Source organism: Rhodococcus sp. BL-253-APC-6A1W (assembly GCF_012843405.1).
Lineage (GTDB): Bacteria > Actinomycetota > Actinomycetes > Mycobacteriales > Mycobacteriaceae > Rhodococcus.
Genome location: NZ_JABAFB010000001.1, coordinates 212,235 through 237,535, shown reverse-complemented (window position 1 = coordinate 237,535; position 25,301 = coordinate 212,235). Strand labels below are relative to the sequence as shown.

Genomic DNA, 25,301 nt, shown 5'->3' with positions numbered 1-25,301 from the left:
CCGGCGTCGTCGTGACCTTCCGGCGGAGGCACACTACGTCTCACCGAGGCGAACGTGCCTCCGCCAGCACACCGAGGTCGACGAAGGAGGCCGGCGCGGGCAGGTTCTCGTACCCGCCCGATGCCAGCGCCTGCCACATGGGTCCCTCCATGGCGGTGACGTCCATCGCGAACAGGCCGCTCGGGCTTTCGATCAGGGGAACCTGGAGTTCCGCCTGCCGGGTCTGCTGCGCCATCTCCAGTCCGAGGTCGACGCCGTACTTGTCCACCGCCAATGCCGCTGCGGCGTGCGGGTCGGCAAGGTAGTCGTCCCAGCCGCGCATCGTGGCACGCATGAACCGCACCAGCCTGTCGCGATTCTCCGCAAGGGCGGTGCGGTCCACGAACACGACATCGGCGTATTGCGCCGAACCGAGATCGGCGAACGTGACCACCTCGTAGCCGTCGCCTCGTCGCAAGCCGTATTGCTGTTCGAGCGTGATCGGCTGGTTGGTGACGAAGCAGGTGTAGCAGTCGCCCTGGCCCTCGACGAGCGGGCTCGGGTCGAAGCCGACCGGAGTGAAGTCGTACGCCGGGTCGAGACCCGCGCCGACGAGCACCGCGTCGAGGGTGGTCTGCATGCCTTCCTGGCCGAGGATGCGCGCGCTCGCGAGTTCGCGCGGGGTGCGGATCGGTCGTGCCGACAACGACAGCAGTCCGGCGGGTGAGACCTGGAACTGGGCGCCGAGCGCCACGAAATCGTTGCCCTGCCCGATCGCGGTGTACAGGTCGGGCGCGCCGGCCGCGATACCGATGTCCGCCGATCCCGCGGCGACCGCCTGCATCGGCGTGGGGGCGTTCGGGCCACCGCCCTGGAATTCGACGGTGAGTCCTTCCTCGGCGTAATAACCTTTGTCCTCGGCGACGTAGTACCCACCGAACTCGGTGTTGAGGATCCAGCCGAAAGCGACCCGGAGCGTGTCGGACTCCGCACCGGATTCGCCGGAACCACACGCAGCGAGAGTGCCGGCCGCGGCGATTCCCAGAGCCCCGGCCGCGGTTCCCCGCAGAAAAGTGCGCCGGCTCAGGCTCGGACCGGTGAAGGGGCGTGCGGGCATGGAGCCTCCTGGTGATGATCGGTGAGAAAGCAGTGGGTGGTCAGGTCAAGCGCGCGGCGGCACGATCCGCGACCGCACGTGCCGCGAAGAAAAGGCCGGTGGACACAGCGGTCGCGACCACCGCCACACCCCAGGCCTGCTGGTTCTGGCTGTAGGTGATCGAGGTGGAGAACATCTTTCCGAGGCCCCCGGCGCCCATGAGGTACTGGCCGAGCAGGACGGCCAGGACCGCGGTGGGGGCGCTGACCCGCAGAGCGACGAGGAACCCGGGCAGGGCATGGGGCAGCAGAAGTCTCCTCAGCCGCACTCCCCTGCCCGCCCCGAGCACCGTGTAGACGTCTCCGAGTGACGCAGGCGGGGCGGCGAGCCGGGCGCCGACGAAAACGAACGCGGGCAGGAAACAGATGATGGCGGTGACCACGAACACCGTGGTCTGCCCGTACCCGAGCACCCGCGCGAGCACCGGGATCATCGCCACGACGGGAACGGAGTTGAGCAGCAACGCCATCGGGGTCAGCACTCCCGCGACGATCCGGGAGGACCATACGAGCACCGCGCACACGCCGCCGGCCGTCAAGCCCGCGGCCAGTCCGCCCAGCGACAGCGCGAGGGTCGGAACGAGCGCGGTCACGTACTCGTGTCGCTCGCGGACGATCGCGACGAGAACATCCTGGGGGTACGGCATGACGATCTGGTTGAAGTCGTTGAGGGCGACCACCGCCCACCACCCGCCGAGCAGCGCGAGCAGCACCCAGTACCGCGTGACGGCGCCGCGCACGACAGTCATGAGAATCTCCGATGCACGGGTACGGCGAGTACACGGACCAGCAGGTACGCCGTCAGGGACAGCACCACGCATCCGGCGGCGGCGGACCACAGCAGCGGGATCTGATAGTTGTTCATCGCGCTGACCAGCAGCACACCGAGCCCCTTCGGGGCGCCGAACCACTCCCCGAGAACAGCCCCGAGGACGGCCGAAGTCACCGCGAGGCCCGCCGCGTCCGTGACGAGCGGCACCGTGTGCGGGAGTTGCAGGAAACGAAGACGCGACCAACGCGACGATCCGAGCGCCGTGTGCACGTCGGACTGCGCCGCCGGTGCCGACGCCAGCCCCGCCGACGTGGCAACGAAGACGGCGAAACCCGCGCCCATCGCTGCGACGACGGTCGGAGCGGTCGTGCGCCCGACCGTGGTCACCAGCAGCGGCGCGATCGCGATGAGAGGTATCGCGTGCACGATCGTCGCCAGCCGGTCGAGTCCCGGTGCGGTCCATCGGGCCACGACGGTGACGCATGCGAGCGCTCCGCCCACGACGGTGCCCAGCACGAATCCCCACAGCGCCGAGGTGGCGGTCGCACCGAATGCCCGTGTCAAGGTGGCCTGCACGGCGTCGTTGCCGGCGACGTACGTGACGACCTCCGTCAGCGGGGGCCAGTTCTTCCCGAACACCTGCGCCCTGCCGACGACCTCGAACATCGCGAGCAACAGGGCGGCGCCGAGAATGTTCGACGCGAACGGCGGGATGGTGACGGGTCGCGGAAGAACCGCGGTCACGTCGCGGGCCCGTCGAGCAAGCCGGTGAGCCGGTCGACGATGCTGTGGAATCTCGGGTCGCGGGTGATCTCCGCCGATCGCGGCCGGGGCAGCGCCACGTTCTCGATGTGCCGTACCCGGCCCGGCCGGCCGGTGAGCACGACGATCCGGTCCGCGAGCAGCACAGCCTCGTCGACGTCGTGTGTCACCAGCACGGTCGTCGACCCCGCGTCGCCCCAGATCCGGGCGAGTTCGAAGTTCATGCGCCGGCGGGTCACCGCATCGAGCGCGCCGAAGGGTTCGTCGAGCAGCAGAACGTCCGGTTCGAGTGCGAGCGCCCGCGCGATGGCCACACGCTGCCGCATGCCACCGGACAGTTGTCGCGGTCGTGCTTTCTCGAAGCCCGACAACCCCACGAGTTCGACGAGTTCTTCGACGCGACCGGAGTCGACCGTCCGCCCGGCGATGCGGAAGGGCAGCGCGATGTTGTGCCACACATCCGACCACGGCATCAGGGCGTGTTCCTGGAACGCGACGCCGAGCCGGCGCGAGGCCACCAGGTCGGCGGGTCCGCCTCCCTCGATGCGGACCGTTCCCGCCGTGGGTTCCTCGAGGCCCGCGAGCAGGCGCAGCACGGTGGACTTGCCACAACCGGACGGGCCGAGAAGCGCGACGAACTCGCCACGAGCGACGGTCAGATCGAACGAGTCGACGGCGGTCAGTTCGCCGCGTCGGCGGCCGAGCGGATACGCCTTCGCGACACCCTTCATGTCGATGGCCGGAACGTGCTCCTCGCCGGCGGGTCCGGTCGCGGCCCCTGCGGCGGGCGCTCCCCGGGACAGGACGGTATTCATCGCGCGGCTCAGCCGGTCAGTCCGGCGAGGTCCGGCTCGACGATGTCGAGTTGCTGCACGGGCACGGCGACCGCATCGGTCGTCCACCCCCAGATCGAGTACAGCTCGCGCGCCGGATCGGTGTATCCGTCGCGGCCGTGGAGCAACCGGTAGTTGTCGACACAGATCATCTCGCCGGCTTCCGCCTGGAACATCGGCCCGGTGTCCCGCACATGCAGCACCGTGTCGTTCCAGCGCGCGAGCATGTCGGCGTCGGCGGGACGAGTCGAGCCCGGGACCGGCGCCAGGTAGGGGTGGTACCGCGCCTGTACGCGCCCGCTGGGCACGACCCGCACGATAGGCGCGTACGTACTCTGCGCGAAGTTAGGTTCCGAATGATCGATGTCGACGGTCCGGCAGAACTCCGCGAGGTCGGCGGTCGCGGGATCGGCGGCGAGTAGTTCGGTGAGCTTCCACGCGTCGACGAGGAACGAGTCACCGCCGGATTCGGCGGGCCGCTTGCACCACAGGAACAGGTGGTCCGGCGCGTAGTCCCCGAACGCGAATCCGTCGTTGTGTGCGGTCATCCGTTCGCCCGGTTTTCCGAACGAGCGCTTTCGTCCTCGCTCGTCGACGGGCTGAGCGTCGACGACGGCAGCTTCCCGCTGATGGTTGCGCATACTCGCCTCGAACTGCCGACCGAGCCGGATGCACTTGTCTCCCAGCACTTCCGCCGCAAAAGCCAGGGCATCTTCCTCGGTGTGCAGTCCGCGGGCAACCGCGGCACCGCGGGAGGAGATGGCTGCGCGTGCCTCCTGCGGGGTGTCTATCCGCTCGGGAACCACACTGGCTTCTGTCAATCGTGACGTGAACATCCCACCTCCGGGTGGCAGCGAGTGACGGCCGGTGGTTCGACGCTGAACCGATCGTTGGGGACGACGTTAGGCCGCTGCGCATTTCAACGGCGTAACCATTCGGATCGGGCGGGTAAACAACGACGGCGCTGCCGGCCGGTCGACCGGAGCTACCAGAACACCACCGCACCGAGCCACGCGCCGGCTGCGATCAGGGCGCCGAACAGTTCCACCAGGATCGACAGGCCCGCCGCCTTGGTAGCGGCCACCGTGGACCGCCACGCTCCCGCATGTGTGCGATGGCGCTGGATCTCCGAGACGTACATGCCGAGAAGGAATCCGAGCACGAGGCCGATCACGGGCACGACGAAGAACCCGACGATCCCGACCAGACCACCGATGATCAGCGACCGGTTCGGCACACCCGCCTGCTGGAGTCGCTTTCCGGGCCAGGTGTATTTCACGATCGCGGTGACCACGAGGGCCAGTGCGGCGATTGCGAACACCGTCCATGCCACCGCGCCCCCGGTGACCACCGACCACACCGCGATCGCTCCGAAGATGAGCAGCGTGCCCGGCAGGATCGGGAGCACGATACCGAGCAGCCCGACACAGATGACGAGGCCGACGAGGACCTCCGCGCCGGTGCTCACAGTGCGATCGGGTGCACGCGTGACGCGGCATCGGTCGCGCGGGCACGGGCGGTCGCGACGTCCGTCGCGGTCGACACGGCCACACCCATCCGGCGGCGACGGTACGACTCGGGCTTGCCGAACAGGCGCAGGTCGGTTTCGGGGACGCGCAGAGCGTCGGCCACACCGTCGAAGGCGATCCCGGGGGCGTCGACCCCTCCGTAGATCACGGCGGATGCGCCGGGGGTGATCATGGCCGTGTCGACCGGCAACCCGAGGATCGCGCGTGCGTGTAGCTCGAATTCCGAGTAGCGCTGGGTGCGCAGGGTGACCAGGCCCGTGTCGTGCGGGCGCGGGCTGACCTCGGAAAAGTACACGTCATCACCCTTGACGAACAGTTCCACGCCGAACACGCCGCGACCACCGAGCGCACCCGTGACCGCACCGGCGACCTCCCGGGCGCGGGCGAGCGCGGTGGGGCTCATCGGTTGCGGCTGCCAGGATTCGACGTAGTCACCGTCTTGCTGCAGATGCCCGATCGGATCGCAGAAGTACGTCTCGACCTCGCCCGACTCGCCGATGGCGCGCACGGTGAGCTGAGTGATCTCGTAATCGAAGTCGACGAAGCCCTCCACGATGACGGTGCCGTGGTTGATGCGGCCCCCGGCCAGTGCGTGATCCCACGCGGCGGACAGGTCGGCGGCGGAACGCACCGTCGACTGGCCCTTCCCCGACGAGGACATCACGGGTTTGACGACGCACGGAAAACCGACCTGCTCGGCGGCGGCGCGGACCTCGTCGAGCGACTGCGCGAACCGGTAGGGAGAGGTGGGCAGACCCAGATCCTCGGCCGCGAGGCGGCGAATCCCCTCGCGGTTCATGGTGAGCTGCGTGGCGCGGGCGGTGGGGATGACCTCGGCGAGCCCGCGTTCTTCGACCACGGCCAGCGCGTCGGTGGCGATGGCTTCGATCTCCGGCACGACCAGATGTGGACGCTCTGCCTCGATGATCGCCAGGAGCGCGTCGGGGTCTCCCATGTCGACGGTATGAGCACGATGCGCAACCTGATGACCTGGGGCGTTGGAGTAGCGATCGACGGCGATGACCTCCACGCCGAGTCGCTGCAGGGCGATGATCACCTCCTTGCCGAGTTCGCCGGAGCCGAGCAGAAGTACACGGGTGGCAGTCGGAGACAGCGGAGTACCGAGACGCGGTGAGACCATGGTGGGACTATATGTGGCATCGATCGCCGTCCCTGGAGGAAAGCGATGTGCAGTGCAGTGCCTCACAGCAGCGCCCGGCAGTCGCCTGCCGGCTCTCCCACCGACGCGCGCGCCGATACCCGGTTCTTCACGCGGGCCGGCGTCGATCCGGCCGACGAAGTGGACTGGCAGCGCCGCGACGCGCGCATCGTCCACCACGGCACCGGCAAGGTGGTGTTCGAGCAGACCGGAGTCGAGTTTCCGGCTTTCTGGTCGCAGAACGCCACCGACATCGTCACGCAGAAGTATTTCCGGGGACAGATCGGCACCGACCAGCGTGAACACTCCTTGCGCGACGTCGTGGCCCGGATCGTCGACACCGTCACGGCGTGGGGTAGGGCCGACGGGCACCTCGACGATCCGGAGGCGTTCGCGGCCGAACTGACCTTCCTGTTGCTCCACCAGCGGGCGTCGTTCAACAGCCCCGTGTGGTTCAACATCGGTGTGCCGGACAAACCGCAGCAGGCGAGCGCGTGTTTCATCCTCTCGGTCGACGACAGCATCGATTCGATTCTGGAGTGGTACCGGCAGGAAGCGCTGATCTTCAAGGGCGGGTCGGGCGCGGGGGTGAATCTGTCGCACATCCGGTCGTCCGCCGAACCTCTCACCGGCGGAGGCAGGGCGTCGGGACCGGTGAGCTTCATGCGCGGCGCCGACGCCTCCGCGGGCACCATCAGGTCGGGCGGAAAAACCCGCCGAGCCGCGAAGATGGTGATCCTCGACGTGAGCCATCCCGATATCGAGGAATTCATCGACTGCAAGGCGATCGAGGAGCGCAAGGCACGGGTCCTCGCCGAGGCGGGGTTCGACATGAGTCTCGACGGCGCCGACACCTATTCGGTCCAGTATCAGAACGCCAACAACTCTGTGCGGGTGACCGACGAGTTCATGCGCGCCGTGGTGGACGACGCCGAGTGGCCGCTGCGTGCGGTCCGCACCGGCGAGGTGGTGCGGACCGTCCGCGCCCGCGACCTCCTGCAACGCATCGCCGCCGCGACCTGGGAATGCGCCGACCCGGGGATGCAGTACGACTCGACCATCAACGCCTGGCACACCGCGCCGGCGACGGGCCGGATCAATGCCTCGAACCCGTGCTCGGAGTACATGCACCTCGACGATTCGGCCTGCAACCTCGCGAGCCTCAATCTGCTGACCTTCCTTCGCGAGGACGGTGTGTTCGACGTCGACGGATTCCGGCACGCCGTCGCGGTGATGCTCACCGCGCAGGAGATCCTCGTGGGCCGCGCCGACTACCCCACCGACAGGATCGGGGAGACGTCACGGCGCTTCCGGCAACTGGGGCTCGGATACGCGAACCTCGGTGCGCTGCTGATGGCCTCGGGTATCCCCTACGACAGCGATGCGGGCCGTGCGTGGGCCGCATCCGTCACCGCGCTGATGACGGGAGCCGCGTACGAGGTCTCCGCGCAGCTCGCGCAGCGCCTCGGACCGTTCGACGGTTTCGCCGAGAATCGCGAGCCGATGCTCGGGGTGCTCGCCAAACACCGTGGCGCGCTCGACGACATCGACGCCGACCTCGCGGCACCGGAGGTTCTCACCGCGGCCCGCGAGTCGTGGGACCGTGCGGTGGCCGACGGCGCCGCACACGGTGTGCGCAACAGCCAGGTGTCGGTGCTCGCCCCGACCGGCACGATCGGCTTGGCGATGGATTGCGACACCACCGGAATCGAACCGGATCTCGCGCTCGTCAAAACGAAGAAGCTCGTCGGTGGAGGGTCGCTCTCCATCGTCAATCGCACTGTGCCGCGGGCACTGTCACGCCTCGGATACGATCCGGCGCGGGTCGCGGACATCGTGGCCTATCTCGATCTCGAGCACACCCTGGAGGGCGCGCCGCACGTGCGTGACGAACACCGGCCGGTGTTCGCGACGTCCATGGGCGACAACGTGATCGCGCCGCGCGGCCATGTCGGGATGATGGCGGCGGTACAACCGTTCCTGTCGGGGGCGATTTCGAAGACGGTCAATCTTCCGGAATCCGCGACGGTGGAAGACATCTCCGACCTGTACGTCGACGCGTGGCGGCTCGGCCTCAAGGCGCTCGCGATCTACCGCGACAACTGCAAACTCGGTCAGCCGCTGTCGGCGACCTCCCGGTCGGGGCGCCGTGACGGGGCCGCCACGCCGCTCCCGGCGCCTCGCCGGGAACGGATGCCGCGCACCCGGCGTTCGCGCACGTTCGAATTCCGCGTGGCCGATTGCAAGGGGTTCGTCACCGTGGGCGAGTACGGCGACGGCAGACCCGGCGAGATGTTCCTGCGGGTGTCGAAGCAGGGCTCCACTCTCGCCGGAATCATGGACGCGTTCTCGATGTCGGTCAGTTACGGCCTGCAGTACGGGGTTCCGCTGCGCACGTTCGTGCGGGCGTTCACGAGCACCCGCTTCGAGCCGGCCGGGATCACGGACGATCCCGACCTGCGGATCGCCACGTCGATCCTCGATTACATCTTCCGGCGGCTCGCGGTGGACTACCTCGATCTCGACGAACGCACCGAACTCGGGATCCTGACGAGCGCGGAGCGCACCGTCCCGGACACCCCGACCCTCACGTCGTACACGGGCACAACCACAGCGGCCACGACGGCCGCGATCACGACGGATACTCCCGACACTCCTCCGGCACCCGGCGGCCTCACTGCACCCTCTCCGGGGAATCCGGATGCGCCGTACTGCATGCAATGCGGAGTGCGGATGCAACGTGCCGGATCGTGCCACGCCTGCCCGTCGTGCGGGAGCACCAGCGGTTGCAGTTGACGGCTGCCCCATACTGACGCGATGACTCTGGGGGTCGACACCGAACTGACGCTGCTTGCGGCGGGACTGATCTTTCTGGCTGCGCTGAGCTTGGGGGTGTGGAAGTACCGGCAGATGGCGACGTCCGAGAACCACCTTGCGCACCCCTACGTCGACATCGCGCATCGCTCCGCGTTGCTCTACGCGTTCGCGACTCTTCTCCTCGCCGTGTTCGTGGAACTCAGCGCGTGGGCGACAGCGGTGAACCTGGTCGCCGCCGCGGTCGTCGTGACGTTTTTCGTCGGCGCGATCGGCAGTTACATCTGGCACGGCGCGCTGCGCGACACCACCAACCAGTTCGCCGATCCGGTGCGCGGCACGGGAGCGGCGATGGTCGCCCTGATCGTCGGCGAGATCGGCGGATTCACGGTGCTGCTCGCCGGATTCGTACGGGGTGCTTTCCTCGCCGGGTGAGCCCCGGGCGCCGAGCGGACCGGGCGCGCGCCGGTCAGGACTGCATGAGCGAGAGCACGTTTCCGTGCGGATCACGGAACCAGGCGACCCGTACGCCGTCCGGCGCGGTCCACGCATCGTGCTCGTCTTGATCCATCCTGTTGTAGCGCGTGAAGTCGACGCCCTTGTCTCGGAGTCGGTCGACGGTGGCATCGAGGTCGGGTACCCGCCAGCCCAGCGCGGCGTAGCCCGTCTCCTCCCGCGACTGCACGAGCGTGATCCGCACGGGCGCTCCGCCGCCCCCGTCGATCACCAGCACGAACGCATCGCGACCGAGCTTCCTGAATTCCAGGGTGTCGACGTAGAACATCTCCGAGACGTCGAGGTCCGTGCTCGGTACGAAGCTCACAAGTTGTCCTGTGATCAGCATGTCTTCCACTGTGCCCGGCACCTCCCGTCCGGGCGGCCGATTCGGCGGATTCGCCTCCCGGGTCGGGCCGGGGAACGATGCCGACCTCCGGGCCGGAACGCTAGGCTTCGATCATGAGCACCTCCGAGATCGCTACCGTTCTGGCCTGGCACGAGGCCGTCAACAGCAACGACATCGACACGCTCCTCGAGTTGTCGAGCGACGACATCGTCCTTCCCACCGACGACGACGACGCCGATCAGGGCCTCGACGAACTGCGCGAATGGGCAACGAACTCCGGCGTCACTCTCGAGCCCGGACGGATGTTCGTCCACGAGGGCATCGTGGTCGTCGAAGAACGGTCGACGTGGGGTGCGGAAGCCACGGGCGCGCCGCTCGACGAGGCGATCGCCTTCCGGGTGGTCGACGACAAAGTCGTGATGGTGGTGCGGCACAACAGTCTCGCGGACGCATTCGAGGCGACCGGACTGACCGAGGCCGACCTGTACCAAGCGTGAGCCGCAGCACCGTGACCACGCTCATATTCCCGAGCGATCGCTAAGGTACTGTCCCGGTCGGAGAGTTCCTACGCATCGGAGTGAGGTTCGACGAGTGTCCGCTGAAGCTGTTGAGAAGAAGGGCCCGCTCGCGGGTATCCGCGTCGTGGAGTTCAAGGGACTCGGCCCCGGACCGCATGCGGCAACCCTGCTCGCCGACCTCGGCGCGGACGTCGTCATCGTGCAGCGTCCCGGCGAGATCCCGCCCGCGGGCCACCGCGACCCGATCCAGCGCAACCGTCGCGTCGTCGAGGCGAACCTCAAGGACCCGGCGGACATCGAGAAGGTGCTTGCACTGCTCGAGCGCGCCGACGTGCTGATCGAGGGCTTCCGTCCGGGCGTCACCGAACGTCTCGGCCTCGGACCGGACGTGGTGCTCGAGCGCAATCCCCGGATCGTGTACGGCCGCATGACCGGCTGGGGACAGGACGGTCCTCTCGCCAACGCCGCCGGCCACGACATCAACTACATCTCGCTGACCGGTGTGCTCCACGCGATCGGCCGCGAGGGCGAGCGGCCCGTCCCGCCGCTCAACATGGTCGGCGACTTCGGCGGCGGTTCGATGTTCCTCGTTTTCGGCATTCTCGCGGCGCTGGTCGAACGTCAGACATCCGGTCGCGGCCAGGTCGTCGACACGGCGATGGTCGACGGTGCCCTCGCCCTGTCGCACATGATGTGGTCGTTCCGCGGCAACGGCCTGTGGTCCGACGAGCGCGGTGTGAACATGCTCGACACCGGTGCACACTTCTACGAGGTGTACGAGACCTCGGACGGCAAGTACATGGCCGTCGGTGCGATCGAACCGCAGTTCTACGCGCTCCTGCTGAAGGGTCTCGAACTCGATCCGGCCGATCTGCCGCATCAGCTCGACAAGTCCTCGTGGCCGGAGATGAAGAAGGTGTTCGCGGAGAAGTTCCTCAGCAGGACCCGCGACGAGTGGTCCGAGGTGTTCCTCGGTACCGATGCGTGCGTGACGCCGGTCCTCACTTTCGCGGAGGCGCCGCAGAACGCGCATCTCGCCGCACGGGGATCGCTGATCGAGGTCGACGGTGTCGTCCAGCACGCGCCCGCCCCGCGCTTCTCGCGTACGCCGTCGGGTGAGCCCGCAGCGCCGGCCGGCGAGGCGACCGATATCGACACGCTCTGGGTCTGACTCTTTCAGAGCTCGACCGCTGCCCCGACGGATCTTCCGGCGGGGCAGCGGCTTTCGTGGTCTCTCAGACGACGATCCTGGTCTCGTCTATGGGCGATCCCGCGGTGACGGCGCTGTAGGCCGCGGCGACCGAGGCGATTCCACGCCGCAGGGTGTCAGGCTGCTGGGTGTAGGGCAGCCGCACGAATCGTTCGAACGCACCCTGCACTCCGAATCTGGGACCGGCGGCGAGGAGCACCCCGTGGCTCGGTCCTGTCGCGGCGAGGGCTGTCGAGACCGGTTCGGGCATCCTCGCCCACAACGACATGCCGCCCTGCCCGAGGGTGTATCTCCACGCCGGTAACCGGTCCGCGAGCGCAGCGACGAGTGCGGCGCGGCGCTCCCGCAACACGCGGCGGCGGGCATCGAGCAGATCCTCGACGTCCGACAGCAGGTGCGCGGCGGCAAGTTGTTCCATGACCGGCGTGCCGAGGTCCACTGCCATACGCGCTCCGGTGAGACGCACGATCAGGTCCCGGTCGGCACGGATCCACCCCACTCGCAGCCCGCCCCACAACGACTTGCCGGTCGACCCGACGGTGACGACCTGCCCTCCGAACGAGGTCGCGGCGACGGGCGGCGGTGGCGAGGCGTCCAGCCACAAGTCCACCATCGTCTCGTCCACGACGAGCGTCACCCGCGCGTCACGCATGATGCGGGTCAGTTCTGCTCGCCCGTCCGCGTCGAGACACAGCCCGGTCGGATTGTGGAAGTCCGGCACCAGGAACGCGGTGCGCGCGCCGGTCTGGCGGGCGGCACCGGCAAGTCCGTCGAGATCCCAGCCGCCGGCGGGTCCGTCTTCCGGTCGCACCGGGACCGGCACCGGACGGGTGCCGTGACGACGGATCGCTTCGAGCGCATTCGGATAGGTGGGGTGGTCGACGATCACCCGGTCGCCGGGGTCGGTGAGAACGCCGAGCAGCAATCGCATCGCGTGCTGCGCACCGGAAGTCACCATGATCTGATCGGGCGTGGTGGGCAGCCCACGATCCCGGTACCGGCGTGCGATCACGTCACGGAGCGCCATGACGCCCACGGGTTCCATGCCGTGGGAGCCCAGATACGCGGACATCGATCCCAGTGCCGCGCTGTACGCCGCTTCGATGGCGGCCGCCGGGGCCGCGAGCGACGCGTTGCGGAGGTCGATCGCCTCACCGAGCACCGGCACCGACGCCGGGACCGTGGTTCGTTCGGCAGGCATCGCCACCGTGCTGCGCGCTCCCTGCCGACTGCGGAGGTACCCCGCATCGCGCAGCGCGGTGTACGCGGCGGTGACAGTGGTGCGGCTCAGCGACAGGGCCGACGCGAGTTCGCGTTCGCTGGGCAGCGCCACCCCGAGCGGTACCCGACCGTCGTGCACGAGGAGGCGGATGCCGTCGGCCAGCGCACGGTATGCCGGCCTGCGGTCCCCGGCGTCCTGCCAGTTGCCCAGATCCCGGACAAGCGAACCGGCCCCTATCGCACGCGTGATCACCGGTCCAGTATCGCCGAAAGTGGACCGATCGAGTCAGGCCAGTCGGTGAGGCAGGCCCGCAGGAGACGAACCTCAGCGACTGGGGTGGAATGAGAACACCCATCTTCCGTTCGTTGACACGGTTGACGCAGAAGATGACGCTGGGGTTGACACGGTTGACGACCAGGAGGCTTTCGCATGGTTACCCTCGCCGAGCAACAACGTGAGCTCATGGACGAGCTCACCCGCCGCGTCCAGGACACTTTCGACCGCGCACGCGAAGCCCACGTCTCCCCCGCTGCCTTTGCAGACGTCAAGTCGATCGCTCGCGCGATGACTGCAGCACTTCCCCACGTCTACGACCAGCTCATCGGCCCGTTTTACGACACCGCGGGGCTGACACAGTGGTGGGGTGTGAGCCGCCAAGCCGTCAACAAGGCTGTAGCCACGGGCAGTGTGATCGCCTGCCAACTCGACGGCGGCGGGTGGGTCTACCCCACCTGGCAGTTCACCGACACAGGAACGGTGCACCCACACCTGCTCACTCTGTGGAGGACCCTGCGCGACGCTGCCGACCCGTGGACCTGCGCAGTCTGGCTTCGCAGCCCCCAGCCCGAGCTCGATGACCGCACTGCAGCCGACTGGATCGTCGACGGTCATCCCCTGGACGCGGCACTGGAGCTGGCCCGCGCCGACGCGCAGCGGTGGGCCGCGTGAGCAGTCGTGACACTGTCGCTCTGGGGCCGCCGACCCGGCCGCTGCGCAACTTCCCCGCCTGCGAACTCACCGTGGGGCAGCCGCTGCACCGTGGGCACCGCGCCGGGAACGGCCCTTGGTGGTTCTCCTCCGACGGCGGCGGCCGCTTCGATCTGACCCCGCCACGCGGTACCTGCTACCTCGCGTACGACGAGCTCACCGCGATCCGGGAGACCGTCGGCCAGGCGCTGGCGGCAACCGGGATCATCAGCGACGAATTCGCCGCCGAACGCCAGCTCTCCACCCTGACCGTGCCACACAACCATCGGCTCGCCGACACCTGCGCGGACACGGCGGCGGACTTCGGTTCAACCACGGAACTTGTCACCATGACCCCATACGCGGTGCCTCAGGAGTGGGCGGCGAAGTTCGCCGCCACCACCTTCGCCGGGCTGCAGTATCAAACCCGGTTCACCACCGGGCCGAACCCCAACGCGGTCAGCCTGTTCTGGAACGCGGGAGAGGCCGACTGGCCGACCGATCCGAGTCCCGACCCGTTCGTGGCCGCTGCGCGACGGTACGACTTCACGGTTGCCAGCCCGCCGCGGTCGGTGCGCATCGTCGCGCCACCGACGACCTGATCCTGTTCCGCACCACATGGTGGCCGCTGCACACCGACGCTTGCGAGCCGCACGTCCGCCGAGGGACCGTCGAGGCTCAGCCGCGCAACCGGTTTCAGTGCGGCGCGGCCTGTGTCAGCGAATGACGTCGCGGCGCACGATCGTCTCGTCGCGGCCGGGACCGACACCGATGCACGAGATGAACGCTCCGGAAAGCTCTTCGAGACGCAGCACGTAATCCTGAGCGTTCTTCGGAAGCTCTTCGAAGGTACGGGCGTGGGAGATGTCCTCCCACCATCCGGGCATCTCTTCGTAGATCGGCTTGGCGTGGTGGACGTCGGTCTGCGTCATCGGCATCTCGTCGACACGGACCCCGTCGACGTCGTAGCCGACGCAGATCGGCACGGTGTCGAGCCCGGACAGCACGTCGAGCTTGGTGAGGAAGTAGTCGGTGATGCCGTTCACGCGGGTGGCGTAACGGGCGATCACGGCGTCGAACCACCCGGTGCGGCGCGCGCGACCGGTGGTCACACCCACCTCGCCGCCCTTCTTCGCCAGGTACTCACCGTGGTGGTCGAACAGTTCGGTCGGGAACGGGCCCGAACCGACACGCGTGGTGTACGCCTTGAGGATGCCGAGCACCGTCGTGATCTTCGTCGGTCCGATGCCCGATCCGACTGCCGCGCCACCCGCGGTGGGGTTGGACGACGTCACGTACGGATAGGTGCCGTGGTCCACGTCGAGCAACGTGCCCTGCGAGCCCTCGAGCAGAACCGTCTCACCGCGGTCGAGTGCCTTGTTGAGCTCGAGGCGGGTGTCGGTGATGCGGTGCTTGAATCCCTCGGCCTGGGTGAGGACTTCTTCGACGACCTGCTCGGGATCGAGCGCCTTGCGGTTGTAGATCTTGACGAGCACCTGGTTCTTGAACTCGAGCGCCGCCTCGACCTTCTGAGTGAAGATCTTCTCGTCGAGAACATCGGCGACGCGCACGCCGACGCGGGCCAGTTTGTCCTGGTAGCAGGGGCCGATTCCGCGGCCGGTGGTGCCGATCTTGCTCTTGCCGAGGAAGCGCTCGGTGACTTTATCGATCGCCACGTGGTACGGCATGATCAGGTGCGCGTCGGCCGAGAGCAGCAGGCGGGACGTATCGACGTCGCGCTCTTCGAGGCCGGCGAGTTCGGTGAGCAGCACGCCCGGATCCACGACGACACCGTTGCCGATGACGTTGGTGACGCCCGGGGTCAGGATGCCCGAGGGGATCAGGTGCAGAGCGAACTTGTCGCCGTTGGGCAGCACCACGGTGTGCCCGGCGTTGTTTCCGCCCTGGTAGCGCACGACCCACTGCAGACGTCCACCGAACAGGTCCGTAGCTTTGCCCTTGCCCTCGTCGCCCCATTGGGCTCCGATCAGGACGATTGCCGGCATGTCGCGCTCTCCTCAGACAGGTGTTACGTGCGGGCGGTCTCGCCTGCAGGGTCCTGCCCTGGAACCGGACAGCAGCCGGGACCACAGTGTAGTCCACCCTGCCACGGCCTCCGGCTCCGGCACCGGTATCGGCACGATCCGGGTGGCAGCTGCAGGAGGACTCGCGGCACCGCCGCGCGTCCCACCCCCGCCCGGCGCCTTCCGATTAGAGTGAACCGAAGCCTGCAACCGTACGAACCCGACATTCGCGAGGAGTTCTGTTGACCCCGGTAGTGTTCAGATGTGGCGAGGTACCCCTGCCGCTGACTCTCACCCCGGAGACGACGCTGTCCGCTCCCGCGCTTCCGGAGAAGGACGATTTCGAGGATGTCCTCGCCCAAGCGGACTCGGTGGACAACCCCCGGCTGATCGTCGTCGGAGACGATGCCGCATTCGCCGCGACACTGACCCGGCTGATGCGCCTCGATCGGCTCGACGACATCGAACTCGCGTACGTACCCGAGTCGCGCACTCCGGCCACCGAGGCATACGGCCTGCGCAGCGGCTCGAAAGCGGCCACCATCGCATTGCGCGGTGAGGCGAAGCCGATTCCGCTGATCCGGGACGACGCCGGCATCGCGCTCGTCGGCCGGGCGCTCGTGTGTGGCGACGAGTCCGGTCTCGTCGGGGAGGCCTACGTCGACGACACCCGCCTGTTCTCCGGCACGGTGCCCGGTATCCGGGTCGAGCCCACACCGGCGATGCCGGGACTGCGCGCCGCAATCGACCGGCCGCGCTGGTTCGGCGGTTACAAGTGGCTGACGGGACGGGCGATGCAACTGGGTTCGCCCGCCGCGACCGTCACCCGCGACGGGGTCGCGAATCCCCGCCCGCTCAAACGCTCCACCTTCTACCGGCACGACAAGAACTGGCTCCTGGTGCGCTGAGCCGTCGCGCTCACATACCGGTGCGCGCGGCGATTCGACCCGAGTCGATCGCGGCGACCAGCTCCTGGTGATCGCGGACGTTCCTCTCCGCATAGGTCTTCGCGAACCCCGCAATCGCTTCGTCGAATTCGTTGCCCGATCCCAGATAGGACGCCATCGCGATGCGGTCTCCCCCGCGCGCGTGGCCGTACGCGAGGACGCGGGCGCACAGCCGCCCGTACAGCTCCATACCTCTCGGCGTCATCGCCTCCACCACCGCGGACCCCTTGCCGTCGCGCAACTGCCGGACGTAGAAGTCACGCCGGACACCGTCGACTCCGGGACCCTGCTGCCATCCGAGAAAGATGTCACTCGCGGCCTGCATGAGCCGTTGGCCGTGCACCACCCGCTCACCTTCGTTCTCGTACTGCGGCCCGTCGACGTACCCGGCAAGTACGGACCGCTGCGCTTCCTTGGCCTGCAGCACCAGCGGATCGTCGTCCCTCCCCCGCATCAGGACGATCCATGCCCGGGTGCCCACGCTGCCGACACCGACGACTTTCCGCGCGGCCTGGACGAATTCGAACTGCGCGAGCAGGGTGCGGCGATCGGATTGGAGTGTGGAGGCGTATTCGCGCAGTCGCCGATGCAGTTCGTCGTAGAGCTGCGTGGCATCGGCATCGGCGAACACTTCTTCGATCGGCACGATCAGAGGTGGCCGGCTGGTGATCGTGCGGCGCCCGTCCACGACGGAGGTCAGTTTTCCGGCCGCGTGCACGCTGTCGCTGTGTACCGACTTCTCGAGCAACTTCCGAACACGTTTTTTCATGGACGAATCGAGTTCGTCGCGGAGTTCGACCAGTTCCCTGGTCGGCTGGATCCGCGAGTACCAGACCGCGAGGTTCCCCCGCTCGGCCTGCTCGAGCATCGTTTCCCGATACTCGGACGCGCAGGCAGTGGTGATGCGCCGCCGCTGCCTCCGGGTGAAGTCGTTGTCCTTCGCTGCGATCGCGAGACTGGCCGCGAGTCGTTTGACATCCCATTCGAACGGCCCGGGGTAGGTCTCGTCGAAGTCGTTGACGTCGAACGCCAATTTCCGTTCGGGCGTGGCGAAGATGCCGAAATTGGACAGGTGCGCGTCGCCGCAGAGTTGGGTGATCACCCCGCTCGACGGGGTCCGCGACAGATCGTCCGCCATGACGAGCGCGGCACCGCGGTAGAACGCGAACGGCGACGACGCCATGCGACCGTGCCGGATGGGGACCAACTGGGGCACCCTGGTCTCCGCTTGTGTCGAGAGCAGATCGATCGGGGAACGGCCGGGATCGGCGCCGCATTCGGCGAGCGAGTCGAGGGGCGTCGAGCGTCGTGCGTGCTTCCCCTTGGCTCTCCGTGCTCGGGGATCGAGAGACACCTGGGTGTGCGTCGGAATGTCGGGTTCGGCCACGATTTCCATTCCTTTCGGGTGGCGGTCCTACCCACCCGGGGAAGTGCCGGGAGGGTTCTGACGCTGCTGCCGACGCCACTGCACCACGCCGGTCAGCACGCGGATCCCGACGGCAAGGAACATCAGATTGGCGACGATCTGGAGGGATACGACCGCTCTCGTCGAATCGGTGGTGGCCACGATGTCGCCGAATCCGACCGTGGCGAACACGGTGAGACAGAAATAGAGTGCGTCGACCCGCGAGAGCACCTCACTGAATCCCTGCGCGTTCGCAGCGGACAGCAGGTAGTAGAACGCGGCGTAACCGACCAGGTACAACGCAACAGTGGCAGCGGCCGCTTCGACGGCCTGCACCGCCGGGTAGTGCGACGCCAGTACCTTCTTGACCTGCCAGACCGCCACCGTACCCACCGCGAGAACCCCCACGACCAGGAGGAACACCGCCCCCAGGTCTCCGATACCGTCGAGCGGTGCGAGGAAGTAGACGGTCAGCAGCACAACGGCTGTCAGCAACGGCCGCACACCGGCCGACCACAACAACCTGCGGGTGGACCGGCCTCCGGTCGGTAGCGGGCCGCTCACGCGCCGCCTCCGACCCCGGTGTCACGGGTTGCCGACGCGGACACGATGTCGCCCCGCGCTGTCTACGTCGCACCCAGTGGAACGAACGGAACGATGTCGTCGCGGCCTTCGCGGACGATCGCCGCGGAACCTTCGGGCATTTCGTTCCATGCACCCGGCAAGTCCCGTATAGGTTCGGACACAACCAATCTCGCCGTCATACCGAAACGCTGGAGTGCCTCGACCTCCGGATGCAGCGAGCGCAATCGCGAGATCTCGGTGGAGTAGAACAGCGAACGTGTTTTTCCTTCGCTCGAGTAGCGGAACGCCCACACCGTGACGCCGTCCGTGGTGGCGGCGCTCATCTGCACCGGAGCGTCGATGCCGTATTGCCGGGCGAGGTGCTCGACCAGGCCCACTGCCCGCCCCACCGCGCCGAGGGGGTCTTCCCGGAGGCCGAACGTCAAGGCCAGAAAGAAGAGCACTTCCGAGTCGGTGGACCCTTCGATGTACGGGTAGAGATCCGGTTCGATGGCGAACACCAGATCCCGTTTCATCCGCTCGAATCCTTCGATGCATCCGTTGTGCATCCACAGCCAGTTCTCGTGCCGGAAGGGGTGGCTGTTGCTCCGCTGGACGGCGCTCCCGGTCGACGCCCGGATATGGGCGAACAGCAGGTGGGTGCTCACCTGCGACGCGACTTCACGAAGATTCTCGTCGTTCCACGCCGGATCGATGCCCTTGAACACCGCGGGCGTTTCGCCCAGGCCGTACCAGCCGACACCGAAACCGTCACCGTTGGTGGTTGTGGCGCCGAGATGCGAGTGCAGGCTCTGATCGATCAGCGAATGCTCCGGCTTGAACAACAAATCCTCGGCGAGAATCGGATCGCCGGAGTAGGCCATCCATCTACACATCACACCAGTGTCGCACCGGGAGTCCGCCTGTACGAGGTGATCGCGGCAGATCGGGCGGCGGCGCCGCGGGCCAGGTCACGAGCACGCGGCGCGCGCCTTCGGATCAGCCGATGCTGACACCGTAGTCGCGGGCGATTCCCGCGAGGCCGGACGCGTAGCCCTGGCCGATCGCGCGGAACTTCCATTCGGTGCCGCGCCGGTACAGTTCACCGAAGACCATCGCGGTCTCCGACGACGCGTCCTCGCTCAGGTCGTAGCGCGCGAGTTCGCGATCGTCGGAGCGGTCGACCACCCGGATGAACGCGTTGCGCACCTGACCGAACGACTGCCCGCGCGCGTCGGCGTCGTGAATCGATACCGGGAAGACGATGGACTGCACCTCGGCGGGCACTGCGACGAGGTCGACGTTGATCGACTCGTCGTCACCCTCTCCCTCGCCGGTCAGGTTGTCGCCCGTGTGCTCGACCGATCCGTCGGGCGAACGCAGGTTGTTGTAGAAGACGAAGTGTTGGTCCGAGAGCACCTTGCCGTTCGCACCCGTGACGAGAGCGCTGGCGTCGAGGTCGAAATCGGCGCCGGTCGTAGCCCGGACGTCCCAGCCGAGACCGACCGTCACCGCAGTGAGGTTCGGAGCCTCCTTCGACAACGAGACATTTCCGCCCTTGGCCAAACTCACACCCATGCCGGTCCTTTCGATCGGTTGTCGTGAGACCCACGATAGTCGGCCCGCCGAAGCGGCCGATTCGGCGTGCTCGCGCCGTGCTACGTTGCCGACGTCGCACGACGGCACGAGCGAGCCGGGCGGATGGAGAAGACGAACGAGAGCAGGAGTGCCTTGGCCCAGGAGAATGCGACATCGGGCGCGACCGGGGTGCTCGAACGGATCGCGGCACTGAGTCCCTTCTTCGCGGTCGGGACCGGAGAAGTGCCCGGCGGCCGATGGCAACCCACCATCGCACTGCGTGAGCGCACGACCCGTGACCACCTCGTGACCGCTACGGCCGAGCAGATGAGCACCGACGAGATGCGGGTGGCCGCTTCGACGGTGTTCTTCGCTTACGCCGCACGCGTGTGGTCGATCGCGATCGGGTCCGTCACTCTCTCCGGGCGTTGTATCGGCCTCGACCCGGACCAGCTGCTGTGGCGGTCCGACGGTGGCACCCTCCTGTTGCACGTGGCCGAGCCGCGGTTCGGTGACTCCGTTGCCGTCGAGGTGCTCGACCGGCAACTCGAGCCGATCATCGAGGCGTGGCGCGATGTGGTGGCACCCGGGCTGATGTGGGGTAACGCGGCCTCGGCTCTGATCGGTGCAGGACGAATGATCGGCGAGGCGGCACTGCCGCATCTCGACGCGCTGCTGGACGACCCCCGGTTGACCGGCAGCATCGACCGAGCGACAGGAAGGCGTCGTAGCTGCTGCCTGTTCTACCGCACCGCCAACGGAGGCGTGTGCGGCGATTGCCCTTTTCCCACCCCGCCCGCTGGTCCGTGAATCCGTCGTTCTGACAAGCATTTCCGCTCGGTACGCCCGCACGGTTCGTGTGCCGGATCGGACGGAAACCTCGGTTACGAGACCGAAGTCGACCCGCGTAGGACAGAAGCGTAGGAGCGCAAGAGATCCCGGATCTCCGGATCGTTCACGCTGAGCCGTCCGGTGCGCCCGATGGCGGTCAGCGCTCCGGTGAGCCGATGGTCGTTAGTGCGCACCGGGACCGCGAGCGCTGACCGGCCGATGCGGCTCTCGTCGACCTCGGACGCGGCATCTTCGTCACGTACACGTTCCAGTTCCGCCCTCAGTTCGGCTGGTTCGGTCTTGGTGCATTCGGTGATCCGGCGGAGCGGGCCGGGCCCGATCAGTTCGGGCCGCTGAACGAGCAGCAGTTTTCCGATCGCCGACGCGTGCAGGTGCGTCGTCCAGGTCGACTCGCCGGACAGTTCGTGGTCGGGGTCTCGGTCGACGAGGCGGACCCGGCCACCCGTGTAGGACACCAGGTAGACGCCGTACCGGAGCTGTGCCCGCAACTCCTCGAGGACAGGACCCGGATCGATGTCCACATGGGGCGCCGGTGCGGCGGCAGCGAGTTCGCGGGTACGCCGCCCGAGCGCGAAACCCGACAGGTCTTCGACCCGAACAAGGTAACCGTCTGCCACGAGGAGATTGAGCAGACGGTAGGCAGTCGCGGGCGGGATCGCTGTCAGCGCCGCGACGTCACGAGCCGATGCGCCGGCACCCAGGGTTGCAACGGCTTCGAGGAGGGCGAGCGCACGCTGAACGGCCCGGGGTTCGTGCCCACCCTGCCCGGCCCGGACGCTCACCGCCGTACCGCGTTCGGATGATCGGATCCGACGAGGGCGACGCGGCCGCGGCCGGTCTCGGCGAAGGCGCCGGCCCCGGGAAGCACATCCTTCGATTCGGGGCTGTCGAACACGCCGATGTCGGCGAGGGTCGCCGGTCGCGTTCGTCGCAGGTGCCGGTACCACAGGACCGGAACCGCGAGCACGACGAGCAACGCCGTCAGAGCGCCGAACCGGCCGTCCAGCGCGTGGCCGATCACGATGTACCCGGTGACCACCCCACCGAGAGTCGCAGCGACGCGACATGTCCAGGTGATTGCCGGCGTCGACTCCTGGATACGAGCGAGGAACACCACCGCCGCGACCGCGACCAGGACGTACGCGAACAGAAGAACGACGCGCAGCGTGACACCGGCCCAGTCGGGCACCTCACCCCGGACCGCGAGGACCGTCGCACCGATCGCGAGACAGGACACCGCGGAGACGAGCGCAACCCAGGGTGTGCGGAGTCTCCGGTGTACCGAGCCCAGCCCAGCCGGCAGAACGCCTTCGACCCCCATCGAATACAGCAGCCTGGACGCGGCGTTGGAGGACGCCATCGCCGACGCGAGCCACGAGCAGGCCATCCCGAGGTGCAGCAAGGCCACCACCACCGGACTGACTCCTGTCGAGGTGCCGTACAGATAAGCCCCCACGAGGGTGTCGGCGTGGCCGCTCCACGCGGCCCAACCGGCGAATACGAACAGCGCTCCACACAGTGCCGGTGTGGCGATCACGGTGCGGGTTACGGTGATCATCGGACGGCGCGCCTCGGGCGCGACGAACGTCGCGCTCTCGAATCCTGCGAGGGCGAAGAGCGCGGACAGAACTACAGGAAGCAGAAGACCGGTCCCGGCTCCCGGAAAAGGCTGCACCGGCACCGATTCCGCACCGGGCATCACCATCAGGCCGACGATGAAAATCAAGGAACAGGATTCGATCACAAGGATCGCCAGCGCCGCGAACCGGACACCACGCAACAACGCCGCAAGGATCGCCGCGGCGATCAGGAAATACACCACGGCGGTCGCCGGCCCCCGGATGCCGATGCCGCACTGTGCGGCGATCGCGATCACCGCGTGCCCTCCGTGGTACAGCGTCAGCGCACCGCTCCCGAGATACTTCACCGCCATCGCGATGCCCGTCGTCAGAGCCGCACGTGGGCCCAGACCTTTTGCGACGAACGCGTACAGCCCGCCCGAAGCAACCATGCGGCGGGTGAACAGCGCTGTGCAACAAGCAATCAGAGTGACCAGCACAGTTGCAGCCACCACGGCGATCAGACCGGACATCAGCGCGTGGTGGGTGAGCATCGCGGCGGGCAGCAGGACCATCGATGCCGCCGGGGCGGTCGTCGCGACCGATTGAGCGAGCACCTCCCATCCCGACAGTTGCCTGCGCCCCAAAGCTCGCAGTGGCGACACTGCCGGGCGTTCCGGTTCCCGGTGCGCGAACGACCGTGCGATCGCATCGGCCAGCGCAGACGTTTCGGTCATGATGCCTCCCCACCCGCCGGCGTGCTCGTGCCGGCCGCGCAGACCGTACGCGCATCGTGTTACCCCACGGTTTCTTCGGCAAGTCGTATGAGGTCTTCCGAGTGAGAGGGATTGCTCGCGACGTTTCTCACTCGCCGCTGCCGAACCGTTTCTTCGCCGTATCCGGCGGGAAGCACACCGCCTCCACGATTGCTCCGAACGACGGCGCGGGCACAGGACGTCCGCGGCCTGGAGCAGACGTCGTGAGCGCGATGGGAGCCATGAAGTGAGTGTCACCAGAAGATCATTCATGCGGGGCCTCGGCATGACCGGAGGCGTCGGACTCGCCTACGGGGCGATGTCGACCATAGGTCTCGCCCCCGCGGCAGCCACCTCACCGAACAGGTTCCAGCCTCCCGCGATGGGCGACCTCATCGGCAAGGCCCCGGGAAAGCAGTCGGTCGTCGTGCTCGGCGGCGGTCCCGCAGGTCTGTGCGCTGCGTACGAACTCCGTAAGGGCGGCTACGACGTCACGGTACTCGAGGCTCGCACCCGGCCGGGCGGACGCGTCTACTCGGTGCGCGGCGGCACCACGGAAACCGAGATCGGCGGAGACACTCAGACCTGCACCTTCGCCGACGGCCATTACTACAACCTCGGGGCCACCCGCATCCCGCAGAGCCACATCACCCTCGATTACTGCCACGAACTCGGCGTCGAGGTCCAGCCGTTCGGCAATCAGAATGCGAACACGCTCGTCCATTACAGTAGTGACACCGCTATCTCGGGACAGTCGGTCCAGTACCGCGCCGCGAAGGCGGACACCTACGGCTACATGTCCGAACTCCTCCACAAAGCCGCGTCGAGGGGTGCGCTCGACGACGTCCTCTCCCCCGACGACAAGGAGGCGTTGTCGGAGTTCCTCAGCGACTTCGGTGACCTGTCCAGCGACGGCCGTTACCTCGGCTCCACCCGACGCGGCTACTCGGGCGAACCCGGTGCCGGCCTGAACTTCGGCACCGAGACCGAACCGTTCCCGATGAGCGACGTCATCCGGTCCGGCCTCGGCCGCAACTTCAGCTTCGAGTTCGGCTACGACCAGGCGACGACGATGATGACCCCCGTCGGCGGTATGGACCGGATCTACTACGCCTTGCGGGACAAGATCGGTACCGACCGGATCCACTTCGGTGCCGAAGTGACCTCGATGAAGAACGTTCCCGACGGCGTCGCCGTGACCTACACGCAGGACGGCGCACGGAAGTCGATCACCGCCGACTACTGCATCTGCACCGTTCCGCCGAATCTGGTCGGCCGTTTCGACAACAACTTGCCCGCGGAAGTACTCAAAGCGCTGTCCGCCGCCGTTCCCGCCTCGGCCGGCAAGCTCGGCATCGAATACACCCGGCGCTGGTGGGAAACGGAAGACCGCATCTACGGCGGCGCTTCGAACACGGACAAGGACATCACCCAGATCATGTTCCCGTACGACCACTACGGCTCGGACCGAGGAGTCGTCGTCGGGTACTACACCAGCGGACGGCGGCACCTCGCGTTCGAATCCCTCACTCACAAGCAGCGTCTGGACAAAGCCGTGGCAGAGGGCATGTCGATCCACGGCGAGAAATACGGCCGGGACATCGCCTCGTCCTTCTCGGGTAGCTGGCGTCGCATGAAGTACTCGGAAGGCGCCTGGACGAACTGGAAGGGCGCCGGTGACTCGCACGGGGGTGCCGCCACCCCCGAGTACGAACTGTTGCTCGAACCCGTTGACCGCATCTACTTCGCAGGGGACCACCTCTCCAACGCAATCGCCTGGCAGCACGGCGCCTTCACCTCTGCCCGCGATGTCGTCACGGCGCTGCACCAGCGCGTCGCCGCAGCCTGACCACC

At 67.5% G+C, this 25,301-nt stretch carries 25 protein-coding genes; 9 read left to right on the top strand and 16 right to left on the bottom strand.

Features of this window, described 5'->3' with window-relative positions; genetic code table 11:
* Positions 1-40: 40 nt before the first annotated feature.
* From HF877_RS00965 to purT, 7 genes are all read right to left on the bottom strand, one after another.
* Positions 41-1,096: an ABC transporter substrate-binding protein gene (locus HF877_RS00965; protein ID WP_169619152.1), complete on the bottom strand. Its 1,056-nt coding sequence runs from the start codon at positions 1,094-1,096 to the stop codon at positions 41-43.
* 40 nt (positions 1,097-1,136) lie between these two features.
* On the bottom strand, positions 1,137-1,883 hold the full coding sequence (locus tag HF877_RS00960; protein ID WP_169619150.1) for an ABC transporter permease subunit: 747 nt from the start codon (positions 1,881-1,883) through the stop codon (positions 1,137-1,139).
* Positions 1,880-2,650: an ABC transporter permease subunit gene (locus HF877_RS00955; RefSeq protein WP_346765029.1), complete on the bottom strand. Its 771-nt coding sequence runs from the start codon at positions 2,648-2,650 to the stop codon at positions 1,880-1,882. The genes HF877_RS00960 and HF877_RS00955 overlap by 4 nt, the downstream gene beginning before the upstream one ends.
* Positions 2,647-3,483, bottom strand: a complete 837-nt coding sequence (locus HF877_RS00950; protein WP_169619148.1) for an ABC transporter ATP-binding protein — start codon at positions 3,481-3,483, stop codon at positions 2,647-2,649. Before HF877_RS00950 ends, HF877_RS00955 begins: the two co-directional genes overlap by 4 nt.
* A gap of 8 nt (positions 3,484-3,491) precedes the next feature.
* Positions 3,492-4,322 carry a TauD/TfdA family dioxygenase gene (locus HF877_RS00945; RefSeq protein ID WP_240951852.1) on the bottom strand — a complete coding sequence of 277 codons (831 nt, stop codon included), beginning with the start codon at positions 4,320-4,322 and terminating at the stop codon, positions 3,492-3,494.
* 164 nt (positions 4,323-4,486) lie between these two features.
* Positions 4,487-4,969: a DUF456 domain-containing protein gene (locus HF877_RS00940; protein WP_169619144.1), complete on the bottom strand. Its 483-nt coding sequence runs from the start codon at positions 4,967-4,969 to the stop codon at positions 4,487-4,489.
* The gene (gene purT / locus HF877_RS00935; protein WP_169619142.1) at positions 4,966-6,171 is read right to left on the bottom strand and encodes a formate-dependent phosphoribosylglycinamide formyltransferase; all 1,206 of its coding nucleotides are present in this window, start codon (positions 6,169-6,171) and stop codon (positions 4,966-4,968) included. Before purT ends, HF877_RS00940 begins: the two co-directional genes overlap by 4 nt.
* 45 nt (positions 6,172-6,216) lie before the next feature.
* On the opposite strand from purT, the gene HF877_RS00930 reads away from it, so the two are divergent.
* Entirely contained in the window at positions 6,217-8,985 is a 2,769-nt protein-coding gene (locus tag HF877_RS00930; RefSeq protein ID WP_169619140.1) for a vitamin B12-dependent ribonucleotide reductase, read from the top strand.
* A 21-nt stretch (positions 8,986-9,006) separates the two neighbouring features.
* Positions 9,007-9,438, top strand: coding sequence for a hypothetical protein (locus HF877_RS00925; RefSeq protein WP_169619138.1), 432 nt, complete (start codon positions 9,007-9,009; stop codon positions 9,436-9,438).
* Between the two features lie 34 nt (positions 9,439-9,472).
* On the opposite strand, the gene HF877_RS00920 is transcribed toward HF877_RS00925, so the two are convergent.
* Positions 9,473-9,847 (bottom strand): VOC family protein, encoded by a 375-nt coding sequence (locus HF877_RS00920; RefSeq protein WP_169619136.1) that lies wholly within the window; start codon positions 9,845-9,847, stop codon positions 9,473-9,475.
* Positions 9,848-9,960: 113 nt separating this feature from the next.
* Between HF877_RS00920 and HF877_RS00915 the strand changes: the two genes are divergently transcribed.
* A complete protein-coding gene (locus tag HF877_RS00915; RefSeq protein WP_169619134.1) occupies positions 9,961-10,344 on the top strand; it encodes a nuclear transport factor 2 family protein in 384 nt (127 codons plus the stop codon).
* Positions 10,345-10,438: 94 nt separating this feature from the next.
* Entirely contained in the window at positions 10,439-11,536 is a 1,098-nt protein-coding gene (locus HF877_RS00910; RefSeq protein WP_169619132.1) for a CaiB/BaiF CoA-transferase family protein, read from the top strand.
* Positions 11,537-11,600: 64 nt separating this feature from the next.
* On the opposite strand, the gene HF877_RS00905 is transcribed toward HF877_RS00910, so the two are convergent.
* Positions 11,601-13,049, bottom strand: a complete 1,449-nt coding sequence (locus tag HF877_RS00905) for a PLP-dependent aminotransferase family protein (RefSeq protein ID WP_169619130.1) — start codon at positions 13,047-13,049, stop codon at positions 11,601-11,603.
* Positions 13,050-13,226: 177 nt separating this feature from the next.
* Here HF877_RS00905 and HF877_RS00900 point away from each other — a divergent pair, with 177 nt between their 5' ends.
* Positions 13,227-13,745, top strand: coding sequence for a hypothetical protein (locus HF877_RS00900; RefSeq protein WP_169619129.1), 519 nt, complete (start codon positions 13,227-13,229; stop codon positions 13,743-13,745).
* A complete protein-coding gene (locus tag HF877_RS00895; RefSeq protein WP_169619127.1) occupies positions 13,742-14,365 on the top strand; it encodes an RES domain-containing protein in 624 nt (207 codons plus the stop codon). Before HF877_RS00900 ends, HF877_RS00895 begins: the two co-directional genes overlap by 4 nt.
* A 114-nt stretch (positions 14,366-14,479) precedes the next feature.
* Here HF877_RS00895 and HF877_RS00890 read toward each other — a convergent pair whose 3' ends face one another.
* Complete coding sequence (locus HF877_RS00890) at positions 14,480-15,769, bottom strand: adenylosuccinate synthase (RefSeq protein WP_169619125.1); 1,290 nt, start codon at positions 15,767-15,769, stop codon at positions 14,480-14,482.
* 272 nt (positions 15,770-16,041) lie between these two features.
* On the opposite strand from HF877_RS00890, the gene HF877_RS00885 reads away from it, so the two are divergent.
* Complete coding sequence (locus HF877_RS00885) at positions 16,042-16,695, top strand: hypothetical protein (protein ID WP_169619590.1); 654 nt, start codon at positions 16,042-16,044, stop codon at positions 16,693-16,695.
* A 10-nt stretch (positions 16,696-16,705) separates the two neighbouring features.
* Here the strand turns inward: HF877_RS00885 and HF877_RS00880 are convergent, their stop codons facing one another.
* The 4 genes from HF877_RS00880 to HF877_RS00865 all read right to left on the bottom strand — a co-directional run bounded on the left by HF877_RS00880 (position 16,706) and on the right by HF877_RS00865 (position 20,281).
* Positions 16,706-18,088, bottom strand: coding sequence for a DUF2252 domain-containing protein (locus HF877_RS00880; RefSeq protein ID WP_346765043.1), 1,383 nt, complete (start codon positions 18,086-18,088; stop codon positions 16,706-16,708).
* A 60-nt stretch (positions 18,089-18,148) separates the two neighbouring features.
* Entirely contained in the window at positions 18,149-18,703 is a 555-nt protein-coding gene (locus HF877_RS00875) for a potassium channel family protein (RefSeq protein WP_346765028.1), read from the bottom strand.
* A 62-nt stretch (positions 18,704-18,765) separates the two neighbouring features.
* Positions 18,766-19,599 carry a class II glutamine amidotransferase gene (locus HF877_RS00870; protein ID WP_240951851.1) on the bottom strand — a complete coding sequence of 278 codons (834 nt, stop codon included), beginning with the start codon at positions 19,597-19,599 and terminating at the stop codon, positions 18,766-18,768.
* 103 nt (positions 19,600-19,702) lie between these two features.
* Entirely contained in the window at positions 19,703-20,281 is a 579-nt protein-coding gene (locus tag HF877_RS00865) for a TerD family protein (RefSeq protein WP_169619121.1), read from the bottom strand.
* A gap of 153 nt (positions 20,282-20,434) precedes the next feature.
* On the opposite strand from HF877_RS00865, the gene HF877_RS00860 reads away from it, so the two are divergent.
* Positions 20,435-21,091: a (2Fe-2S)-binding protein gene (locus HF877_RS00860; RefSeq protein ID WP_240951850.1), complete on the top strand. Its 657-nt coding sequence runs from the start codon at positions 20,435-20,437 to the stop codon at positions 21,089-21,091.
* A 74-nt stretch (positions 21,092-21,165) separates the two neighbouring features.
* Here the strand turns inward: HF877_RS00860 and HF877_RS00855 are convergent, their stop codons facing one another.
* Positions 21,166-21,915, bottom strand: a complete 750-nt coding sequence (locus tag HF877_RS00855; protein WP_169619117.1) for an IclR family transcriptional regulator C-terminal domain-containing protein — start codon at positions 21,913-21,915, stop codon at positions 21,166-21,168.
* On the bottom strand, positions 21,912-23,429 hold the full coding sequence (locus HF877_RS00850; protein WP_169619115.1) for an APC family permease: 1,518 nt from the start codon (positions 23,427-23,429) through the stop codon (positions 21,912-21,914). The genes HF877_RS00855 and HF877_RS00850 overlap by 4 nt, the downstream gene beginning before the upstream one ends.
* Positions 23,430-23,718: 289 nt before the next feature.
* On the opposite strand from HF877_RS00850, the gene HF877_RS00845 reads away from it, so the two are divergent.
* Entirely contained in the window at positions 23,719-25,296 is a 1,578-nt protein-coding gene (locus tag HF877_RS00845) for a flavin monoamine oxidase family protein (protein ID WP_169619587.1), read from the top strand.
* Positions 25,297-25,301 lie beyond the last annotated feature (5 nt).